The sequence below is a fragment of the Chloroflexota bacterium genome (assembly GCA_013152435.1).
GTDB lineage: Bacteria > Chloroflexota > Anaerolineae > DUEN01 > DUEN01 > DUEN01.
The window spans coordinates 24,338-33,738 of sequence record JAADGJ010000075.1; the positions used below are offsets into that span (position 1 = coordinate 24,338).

The following is a 9,401-nucleotide window of genomic DNA, read 5'->3' on the forward strand; positions in this document are numbered from 1 at the left end:
TAGGAGGAAGCTCATGGCGTATGCAACTGCTCTGCGCGAGGATGCCCGCCGTCAGTTGGAGGAGATCGGCCGTGCCGACATCGTGGTCGGCATCCCCAGCTACAACAACGCGGGGACGATCGCGCACGTCGTCCGGATGGCGGCTGAGGGCATGGTGAAGCATTTCCCCGACCTGAAGCCCGTCCTCATCAACTCCGATGGCGGCTCGACCGATGGCACGACGGACGTGGTGCGTCGCACGCCGGTGCCCGACGGCGTGCAGGTCATCGCCACGGTATATCAGGGGGTGCCGGGCAAGGGGAGCGCCTTCCGAGCCATCTTTGAGGCGGCGCGCAGGCTGGGCGCTCAGGCCTGTGTTGTGGTGGACAGCGACCTGCGCTCCATCACGCCGGAGTGGATCGAGCTGCTGGCGGGCCCGGTGATCCGGCAGGGCTTCGGCTATGTCACGCCGTTCTATGCGCGCCACAAGTATGATGGCACCATCACCAACAACATCTGCTATCCCATGACCCGCATGTTGTATGGCGTGGACGTGCGCCAGCCCATCGGCGGGGACTTCGGGTTCTCGGGCTCGCTCCTGGACGTGTATCTGGGTCAGGACGTCTGGGAGACGGACGTGGCGCGCTTCGGGATCGATATCTGGATGACCACGACGGCGATCAACCAGGATGTGCGGGTGTGCCAGGCGCATCTGGGGGCCAAGATCCATGATCCCAAAGATCCCGCCGCCGCGCTGGGGCCGATGTTCCGTCAGGTGGTGGGCACGCTGTTGGGGATGATGGCGACTTACGAGCGGCGATGGCAGGCGGTGGATCGCGTGCAGCCCACCGCGATGTATGGCCAGCCCAAGGACATCGAGCCGGAGCCGGTCTCGGTGACGTTGCCCACGATGATCGAGCGGTTCCGCTCCGGCGTGGCCGAGCACGCGGACATCCTGCGTCAGGCGCTGCTGCCGGACACGTGGCGGCGGGTTGAGGAGGCAGCGCGTCGTTCTCCGGAGGCGTTTGACTTCCCCGCCGAGCTTTGGGTGGACGTGTTGTTCGACTGCGCGGTGGCGTTCAACAAGCGCGGGCTGGATCGCACGGCGCTGCTCGACGCCATGACGCCGCTCTACTACGGCCGCACGGCCGGCACCGTGGTCGTCGGGGCGGATATGGACACGGCCACGTTCGAACGAGAGGTCGTGCAGACGCAGGCGGAGCTGTTTATGCAGGCCAAGCCGGAACTGATCCGCCGGTGGCGCTCCGTTTGAGGGCGGGTGGGGATACCCGCCATGGAGGGGATACGCGAACAGGCCCGGGTGCGCACCCGGGCCTGTTTTATTCCTCTCGCTGTGTTATTCCGACCGACTACGGCAGGAATCCCAACGGGTTCCTGTGCACGTTGCGGTATCGAATCTCGAAGTGCAGGTGTGGACCGGTGACGTTGCCGGTGCTCCCCACCGACCCGATCCGCTGCCCTTGTGCCACCGACTCCCCGCGCTTGACGAAGATCTTGCTCAAGTGCGCATAATAGGTGACATAACCGTTGCCGTGGTTGATGATCACCAGGTTCCCGTATCCGGTTCGGTCCCATCCTGCGAAGGCGACATATCCCGAATCGCTGGCCACCACGGGGGCGCCCGTCCAGGCGCCGATGTCCAGGCCGCGATGCGGCTTTCCCTGGACCAGCTGGCCGAAGAGGGCCGTGATGCGACCGGTGACGGGCCATACGAACCGGCCGGTGCCCTTGCGGGAGGCCTGTGGGATCGGGCCGCTGTAAGCCGACACGTAGGGAGGCACCCACGGCTTGATACCGCCGGGGATGATGAGCACTTTGTCCCTGGGCAGCGGGTCGTCGATGCTCTTGAGCCCGTTGGGCTTATAGTTGACGATGGTCTCCGGCGTCACCTTGTATTTGCGGGCGATCTCCGTCAGCGTGTCGCCCTCCTCAACGACGTGGTAAACGCCTGAGACGGGCAGGATGACCAGCTCCTGCCCCACCCGCAGCAGATCCGGGTTCAATTCCAGGTCGTTGGCCCACTTCACGGTGTCCACACTGATGTCGAACTTCTTGGCGATCCCGGTGAGGGTGTCGCCGGGGACGACTACATAGCGGATAATCCCCTCGCGCGGTCGGTCGGGGATCTCCGTGATGGGGATCGCCGCGCGCATGAGGCTGCCACCGACGCCGCTTCTGGGGCCGCCGCGCGCCGTCCGTGGGAAGGCGTCCGCGGTCGTCGTGGGCTGGGGAGCGGGGGTAGGCAGCCATTGGGAGATCTCCCAGTCAGGCCACTGGATCTGCGTGAGGCCTAAGACCAGAATGCCCACCAGCAACAGCGCGAGGTGAGAGGCCAGGCGGATAGGAGGGGCATCATTGGGAAGAAGGGCGGGACGCCGGATCCTCCGTAGAAAGGATGTCGCCGGTGTCGGAGTGGGGGTCCCGGAAGCATGAACCTTAGATATGTGAAACGAACTATCCGTAGGTGAGGGTTCCATACGATCCCTGTTCGGGAGATCTGCTAGAAGCATACGGATGCCCGGGCCTTCCCGGGCACGAACGATTATAGCATGAGAGCGGGCGTTTGGGAAGGCTTGCAAGCTGACAAAAATCTAACGGAGCGGCTGTAGAGGAAAGGTGCAGGACGGGATGAGGGGCCATCATGGGGATTTTTAGCGCTCTTTGCGGAAGATCAGCGCGAATTGGTGCATCTGATTGGCGACAAAGGTGTAGGGGTAGCCGAACGGGTAGAGGCGCTGCACCTGGTCAGCCCAGATCTTGTACCCTCGAAAACGCAGGCCGGGGATCGTCATCAGATTCTCGGTGATGTAGACGTGGAGCATGTTGTGCTCGCCCTCGGTGGGCTGCAGGTCTTTGCAGAAGACCACCAGATGCCCCTTGGGGCGTAGCCGCGTCAAGGCCTGTTCCAGGATGTCCCGCAGGGTGGCCAGGAAGCTCTCCCGATCCAGGTTCCCCAGATCGGCCTCCAGGTCGCTGAACGGGCGCGGCGTCGCCTGGCCGGTTCGCTTGCGCTGCTCTCCCGACCTGGGTCGGGCCATCATGTCCGCATAGGGCGGGTCGGTCAGGATGAGGTCGAAGGTGCGCTCGGCCACGGCGGGGAAGCGCAGCAGGTCACGGGCGTCCCCGCAGATCATGGTCTGTGCGGGCAGTCCCTCCTGTCGGCAGACCTCATGGTAAACGTCGACGTACTGGGGGGATAGCTCGATGCCGACGGCGTGTCGCTCCCGGCCCTGCCGGGTCAGCAGGCCGCATCCCAGCAGCGTGCCCCCCACGCCGGCGAAGGGGTCCAGTACCCATCCCCCGCGTTGGGTGAAGAATTCGATGTAGCGCGCCATTAGCTGGGGCGGTTTCGGCGAGGGGTGGATCTTCCTCAGGTCGTGTCCGTAAGACTCGGGGCCCCGTGTGGGGTAGTGGGTGACGTCCACGGAGTTCAGGAAGTAGACCCATTCCGCTCCGCTGAGGTCGTTCAATCGGTTTCGGGGATCTCGGCCCTGGGGCGCGTCGCGCTGCGAGGGGCGTTGCGCCATCACGCCTCCTTGGGGTCGGGAGAGGGCGTGTCCTCGAGTTCTGTCAGCATACGTTCCAGGATGGCCCGGGCCGCCTGCGCGGCGCGGGCGCGATGGCTGATGCGGTTCTTCTCCTCGGGCGGGAGCTCCGCCATCGTCATCCCGCGCTCCGGCAGGTAGAAGACGGGGTCGTAGCCGAACCCGTGCGTGCCGCGCGGCGTCGAGGTGATCTCCCCCTCGCAGCGGCCTTCGGCCGTCTCGACGCGGCCGTCCGGGGTGGCGATGGCGATGACACATCGGAAGCGGGCGGATCGCCGGTCAGGGGGGACATTGGCCAGGCGTTGCAGGAGCAGGCGATAGCGCTCCTCGTCGCTGGCGTCGGGGCCGGCGTAGCGGGCGGAGTGAACGCCCGGCTGGCCATCCAGCGCGTCCACCTCCAGGCCGGAGTCATCGGCCCAGGTCCAGAGCCCACTCAGCCGTGCGTAGGCGGTCGCCTTGCGGATCGCGTTCTCGGCGAAGGTGTGTCCGGTCTCCTCCACCTCCTCGTGGATTCCCTCCGTCTCCAAATCGGTGATCTGCATGGGGAGATCGGCCAGGATCTGGCGGTACTCCCGCAGCTTCCCCTTGTTGCGCGTGGCGATCAGCAATTTCTGTGGACGTGGCACGGGCCCTCCAGCGGGTGGATTGTTTTGCCGGGAAATTGACCCGCTTGTTATCCTAGCATATAATCCCGGGTGCGGCAACCAAAGCCACTCTCTCGCCCGCTTCGTCGTGCGGGGCGGGCGCTCTCGATGCGTCGGGAGGAGAGCTGCGCGGCCGAAGGACAAGGAGAGCTGATGGGTGAACATCCGCTGCACCTGTTCTCCGGCACCGCCAATCGCCCTCTAGCTGAGGAGGTGGCGCGGTGCCTTGGGCACACCTTGGGGAGCTGTACGACGACCCGCCTGCCGGATACGGAGATCCACGTTCAGGTCAACCAGGCGGTACGTGGCGAGGACATCTTCTTTATCCAGCCGTGCTCGGCGCCCGTGAACGAGCATCTCATGGAGCTGCTGCTGTATGTGGATGCCTTCCGCCGGGCGTCCGCGCACAGCATCACCACGGTGATCCCCTATTTCCCGTATGCCCGTCAGGAGCGTATGACCCGGGGGCGAGAGGCCATCAGCGCGAAGGTGGTGGCCACCATGCTGGAGGCCCTGGGGGTCAGCCGGGTTCTCTTCGTGGACGTGCATGCGCCGGCCATTCAGGGCTTCTTCAACATCCCGGTCGATCCTCTGTCGGCCGTGCCTATCCTGGCCGAGCAATTCCAGAGCGATGAGTTCCGCAACGCCGCCATCGTGGCGCCCGATGTGGGGCGGGCCAAGCTGGCGGGGAAGTATGCGGAGATCCTGGGCCTGCCGCTGGTGGTGATGCATAAGCGGCGGGATAGCTTTGAGTCGGCCCAGGCCACCCATGTCGTAGGGGATATCAAGGGCAAGGTGCCCATCGTGATCGACGATTTGATCGCCAGCGGGAGCGTATTGACCCAGCTGCCCGCCTTGGTGGAGGCGGGGGCGGAGCCACGGATCTACCTGGCGATCACGCATCCGGTGCTGCTGCCGACGGCCCTGAAGCGGCTGGACGATCCCCTCATCGCGAAGCTGATCGTGACGGACACGATCTACGTGCCGCCTGAGAAGCGGCATCCCAAGCTACAGGTCGTGTCCATCGCGCCCTTGCTGGCCGACGTGATCGAGCGGATCTATCACGGGCGCTCGATCAGCGCCTTGCTGCGATTGACCTAGCGGGTCACCGGGATACGGCCCGGCGGGCGTCGAGGCGGCGATTTCGAAGCATTTGAGGAGAGGTTGGATACGTTTCGTTCCGCTTACATACTGCCTTTTGAGCTGATCATACTGCTGGTTCTGATCGCGCTGGGCTTCGTCGTCTACATCCTGTGGCGGCGCGTTCGTGTTATGGAGGAGCGGTACGACGCGCTGGTGGAGGGCACCGAGGGAGGAAGCCTGGAGGAGGTGCTGAACCAGCATCTGGAGAGCGTGCGAAGTGCCGTCGCCTCCGCGGCCGAGGCGGAGGCCATGGTGCGTCGGCTGGCCGAGGAGGGGCGGACGCATCTGCAATATTGCGGCATCGTGCGCTTTAACCCGTTCTCCAACACCGGCGGTGACCAGAGTTTCTGTATCGCCCTGGCGGACGCGATGGGGCGCGGCGTGGTGATCACCAGCCTGCATGCCCGGGAGGGCACGCGGGTGTACGCCAAGCCGCTGACCGGCTGGGAGTCGCCGTACCCGCTGACCGACGAGGAGCGGGCGGCGATCCAGCAGGCGTTCAACCGCCAGGAGCCGGTGGCATCGGCCTGAGAGCGTGCCTGAGAGGGCTTGTTGCTCCGGCTATGGGGAGGAGCTTCGCCCCTCCGGAAGACGCCTCTCGTCCGCCTCTGACCCGCCCGGCCTCGGCCCAGATCCTTCGAAGAGGGTCGAAGTTGGGAAAGCGGAGTTCCCGTGGTATGGTGCGGCGATCACCGCGAAAATGTGGGTTGACAGAACGGGCTTAAAGAGCTATAGTATTTATTGGAATATGGATGCAGATGGGCTCCTGAGATTCTCGGGAGTGGCTCATACGATCCCAGGATAAAGTCGCCACGTGTACGTGGTGTGGCTGGGGGTGGGGAAAGGACGCTGCCTATGTTCAGTCGAAATCACCAAGGGCCTGAACCGGATGCCATTGAGGTCGTGATCGGGCCGAGGGCCACCTTGAATGGACATCTGCGCTGCGAGGGCAGTGTGCGGATCGACGGCGTGGTGGAGGGAGGGACGATCGAAACGCCCGCGAATGTGATCATCACCGCCAGTGGTCGGGTGATGGCGGATATTTATGCTCGCACCGTCTCGGTCTCCGGGGCGTTCAAGGGGATGATCACCGCAGACCGGGTGGAGTTGCTGGAGGGAGGACGCATCTGGGGGACGGTGCGCGTGGCTTCCTTCCTGCTCGACGATGGTGGATTCATCAGCGGCGAACTCATCATGCAGGGACAGGTTCCCGAGGAGCCCTTCATCATCCCCCAGCCTGAGGGGGCTGCGATCCCGGTTTTGGAGGGGGAGCACTCCCTCTAGTCCGTTTCAGCTGGCAAAGGTCGATCGCGATGGGCCCGTCCATGGACGGGCCTTTTTGCGTTTGGAGGGATCAGCGGGTGGAGGTGGCCCCCGGCGATGGGGCCCAGGCTCTGGGACGCCTGGCCGAGAGCTGAACGCGTCGTTGGCGATTTTGCCACAGGCTCACGGCGGAGACCAGGATGAATCCGCACGCGTACAGGCTGAGGAACGGAAGCCCCCAGGTGAGGCCACGTGCCCAGGCGGCCGCCATGGTGGCCACCGCATAGAGGGCCCAGAAGATCTCAAGCGCGACGTCCGCCGAGAGGCTCAGGGCGTAACGCTTGTCGGCCCAATGATCCTGCCGCTGCTCCACGCGGAACTTGGGAGTGCGGCGAAACTCGCTGGAGCGGTCCAGTAGCGCCTCCATCACCGCCCGCGTGTTGTTGGAGGCCAGCCCGGCCCCCAGCAGGAGCACCAGGGGGACGTACAGGGCACGGCGCCACCAGGGCATCCTCTGTGGGCCACGCCGATAAAGCACGTACTGAGAGGCGGTGAAGACCAGTGGAGGCCCCAGGCTGGCCAGGCTGAGGGGGGCCAGGGGCAGCCGGGCGGGCCAGCCCCACCAGATCAGCGGCAGGCTCAGCACCAGGACGACGAGCATCAGAGGGTGGGCCAGGTAGCCGCTCAGGTGGATAAGCCCCTGTAGGCGCACGTGCAGAGGGGCCCGGCTTCGCCAGATGGGGAGGGCCAGCCGCCGCAGACACTGGACCGATCCCTTGGCCCAGCGGAACTGCTGTCGTTTGAAGGCGGCCATCTGCGGCGGGATCTCCGCCGGCGCCACCACGTCGGGCAGGTAGAGCGCACGCCAGCCGGCCAGCTGTGCCCGGTAGCTCAGGTCCAGGTCCTCCGTCAGCGTGTCTCCCTGCCATCCGCCGGCTTCCTCAATGCACGCTCGCCGCCACAGGCCGGCGGTCCCGTTGAAGTTCATGAAGTAGCCCGATCTGTGTCGCGCCGTGTGCTCGATGGCGAAGTGACCGTCCAGGATGATGGCCTGGGCCATGGTGAGGGGCGAGTAGGTGTCGTTGATATGGCCCCAGCGGGTCTGGATGAACCCCGCGTCCGGGTGGGCGGCCAGGTGGGCGACGGTCCGTTTCAGCCAATCACGTGGGGGCACGAAGTCGGCGTCGAATACGGCGATGAACTCCCCCTTGGCGGCGGCCAGCCCCTGGGCCAGCGCGCCCGCCTTGTAGCCCTCCCGGCGATCTCGATGGATCAGATCGATGTCCACCCCTTGCTGTCGATAGCGGTTGACCAGCGTCTGTAGCAGCGTGACGGTCTCGTCGGTAGAGTCGTCCAGCACCTGGATCTGAAGGCGATCGCGCGGGTAGTCCAATCTCACGACGGCGTCGAGCAGCCGTTCGACGACGTGGAGCTCATTGAAGATCGGCAGCTGGATCGTGACGGTGGGAGGATCCGATAGAGGGGGGGCTGTAGGCCGAAAGTGCCGGGTTCGCCAGTAGCGAAACGTCAGCCACAGGCCGTTGCTCCCGTATATGGTTAGCCAGATGACCGCAACCAGATAGATCGCAGCGATGATCCACACGGCTTCAGTGCCTCCTTAGCGCACAAGAAACAAGTATAGCGGCAATCCGAGGAACGTACAAATTTCTGGCGAAGGGAGGGGTGCGCGTCCCTTTGGCGCGCATGCCGATGTGGGCTGCAGGCGAGTGCTGGATCAGGTGACGCTTTTGCGGATAGGCCAAAAGAATATACGATCAGGTGGATGTTTGGCTTGACAGGCTGTTCGGGCGTGATTATGATCGTGTCCAGCTTGTGGATCGAGGAGGATAAAGGTGTCCGTCGCGTTGAATGTGATGGCCTGGCGGGAGATCCTGGCTCGCGTGTTCGAGGGATTTGAGCGGGAGGAGGACGTGAGCCCGCCGTGGCTGGTGAACCCGAGCACCCGTCGTCGCCTGAAGCTCGATGTGCTTTATCCCGAGATCGGGATCGCGATCCGGTTCGTCGGGCTGCGGGGGAAGGGCCGCAAGTTCTTGAGCGATTGGGAGCTGCTGGAGGAGGAGCAGCGGGATCAGACCCGGGCGGAGTTGTGTCGCCTGAACGGCGTGGCGTTGGTTCGCATCCCGGTGATCAGCGAGCAGCCGGGGCGATCGTTGCGGGAGCTGAGCGCGGAGCTGGGGCGGGCATCCCGGCGGATTGCACAGGAGAAGCGCTCGCGGGGTGAGCGTCGACGGCTGCTCGCCCAGCTGGACGAGGCGCGTCGCCGATGTGAGACGATCATCCGGCGAGTGCGCACCCCGGAGGATCTCGCTCTCTACGCCGAGCTGTGGCGTGATCGGGAGGCGGCGATCGTGGCCTCGCTGCAGGCCGCGCCCCCGCCGTCTCGCCCGCGCAGGAGGCGGAAGCAGCCTCGATACGCGGCCGGGATGGCCGTGACTCACACGGCCTTTGGCCCGGGCGAGGTGGTCTCCGTCATCCCCGAAGGGGACGATGCCCGGGTCGTCGTGCGGTTCGTCACGGCTGGGGAGCGCACGTTCCTGGCCAGCCTGGTGGCGGATAAGTTGTTGCCGGCGTGAGCCGGGGTTCCGGAACGAGAGAGGCCGGGAATTCCCCCGGCCTCTTTTCTGTGTCCGTTGGGTCACTCTCCACAGGGGGAGGTGTGGAGGGGGCCTCCCCTCCACGGAAATCTCACTTTTCCGGCCTGCGCCAGCCTTTCTCGGCCCTTCCCGAAGGACCCGGGCCGAGGCCGGGCAGGTCGAAGGCAGAAGAAGGGCTTTTTCCGGAGGGG

9 protein-coding genes are annotated in these 9,401 nt (G+C 65.1%); 5 read left to right on the top strand and 4 right to left on the bottom strand.

Annotation, left to right across the window (positions count from 1 at the left end):
- Positions 1-13 precede the first annotated feature (13 nt).
- Complete coding sequence (locus tag GXP39_10625; protein ID NOZ28490.1) at positions 14-1,252, top strand: glycosyltransferase; 1,239 nt, start codon at positions 14-16, stop codon at positions 1,250-1,252.
- A gap of 97 nt (positions 1,253-1,349) precedes the next feature.
- Here GXP39_10625 and GXP39_10630 read toward each other — a convergent pair whose 3' ends face one another.
- From GXP39_10630 to GXP39_10640, 3 genes are all read right to left on the bottom strand, one after another.
- Positions 1,350-2,309, bottom strand: a complete 960-nt coding sequence (locus tag GXP39_10630) for a M23 family metallopeptidase (GenBank protein ID NOZ28491.1) — start codon at positions 2,307-2,309, stop codon at positions 1,350-1,352.
- A 342-nt stretch (positions 2,310-2,651) separates the two neighbouring features.
- Positions 2,652-3,527 (bottom strand): DNA methylase, encoded by an 876-nt coding sequence (locus tag GXP39_10635; protein ID NOZ28492.1) that lies wholly within the window; start codon positions 3,525-3,527, stop codon positions 2,652-2,654.
- Positions 3,527-4,354 carry an XTP/dITP diphosphatase gene (locus tag GXP39_10640; GenBank protein ID NOZ28493.1) on the bottom strand — a complete coding sequence of 276 codons (828 nt, stop codon included), beginning with the start codon at positions 4,352-4,354 and terminating at the stop codon, positions 3,527-3,529. Before GXP39_10640 ends, GXP39_10635 begins: the two co-directional genes overlap by 1 nt.
- Here GXP39_10640 and prs point away from each other — a divergent pair.
- The 3 genes from prs to GXP39_10655 all read left to right on the top strand — a co-directional run bounded on the left by prs (position 4,343) and on the right by GXP39_10655 (position 6,616).
- Entirely contained in the window at positions 4,343-5,290 is a 948-nt protein-coding gene (gene prs, locus GXP39_10645) for a ribose-phosphate diphosphokinase (GenBank protein NOZ28494.1), read from the top strand. The genes GXP39_10640 and prs overlap by 12 nt on opposite strands.
- Positions 5,291-5,353: 63 nt before the next feature.
- Positions 5,354-5,863 (top strand): DUF4446 family protein, encoded by a 510-nt coding sequence (locus GXP39_10650; GenBank protein ID NOZ28495.1) that lies wholly within the window; start codon positions 5,354-5,356, stop codon positions 5,861-5,863.
- Between the two features lie 324 nt (positions 5,864-6,187).
- Positions 6,188-6,616, top strand: coding sequence for a polymer-forming cytoskeletal protein (locus tag GXP39_10655; GenBank protein ID NOZ28496.1), 429 nt, complete (start codon positions 6,188-6,190; stop codon positions 6,614-6,616).
- 70 nt (positions 6,617-6,686) lie between these two features.
- Here the strand turns inward: GXP39_10655 and GXP39_10660 are convergent, their stop codons facing one another.
- Entirely contained in the window at positions 6,687-8,198 is a 1,512-nt protein-coding gene (locus GXP39_10660; protein NOZ28497.1) for a glycosyltransferase, read from the bottom strand.
- 250 nt (positions 8,199-8,448) lie between these two features.
- Here GXP39_10660 and GXP39_10665 point away from each other — a divergent pair, with 250 nt between their 5' ends.
- Positions 8,449-9,189, top strand: coding sequence for a hypothetical protein (locus tag GXP39_10665; GenBank protein ID NOZ28498.1), 741 nt, complete (start codon positions 8,449-8,451; stop codon positions 9,187-9,189).
- Positions 9,190-9,401 lie beyond the last annotated feature (212 nt).

Coding starts and splice junctions, on each gene's coding strand:
- GXP39_10625 (NOZ28490.1), top strand. CDS start 14: ATGGCGTATGCAACTGCTCTGCGCGAGGATGCCCGCCGTCAGTTGGAG.
- GXP39_10635 (NOZ28492.1), bottom strand. CDS start 3,527: ATGGCGCAACGCCCCTCGCAGCGCGACGCGCCCCAGGGCCGAGATCCC.
- prs (NOZ28494.1), top strand. CDS start 4,343: ATGGGTGAACATCCGCTGCACCTGTTCTCCGGCACCGCCAATCGCCCT.
- GXP39_10640 (NOZ28493.1), bottom strand. CDS start 4,354: ATGTTCACCCATCAGCTCTCCTTGTCCTTCGGCCGCGCAGCTCTCCTC.
- GXP39_10655 (NOZ28496.1), top strand. CDS start 6,188: ATGTTCAGTCGAAATCACCAAGGGCCTGAACCGGATGCCATTGAGGTC.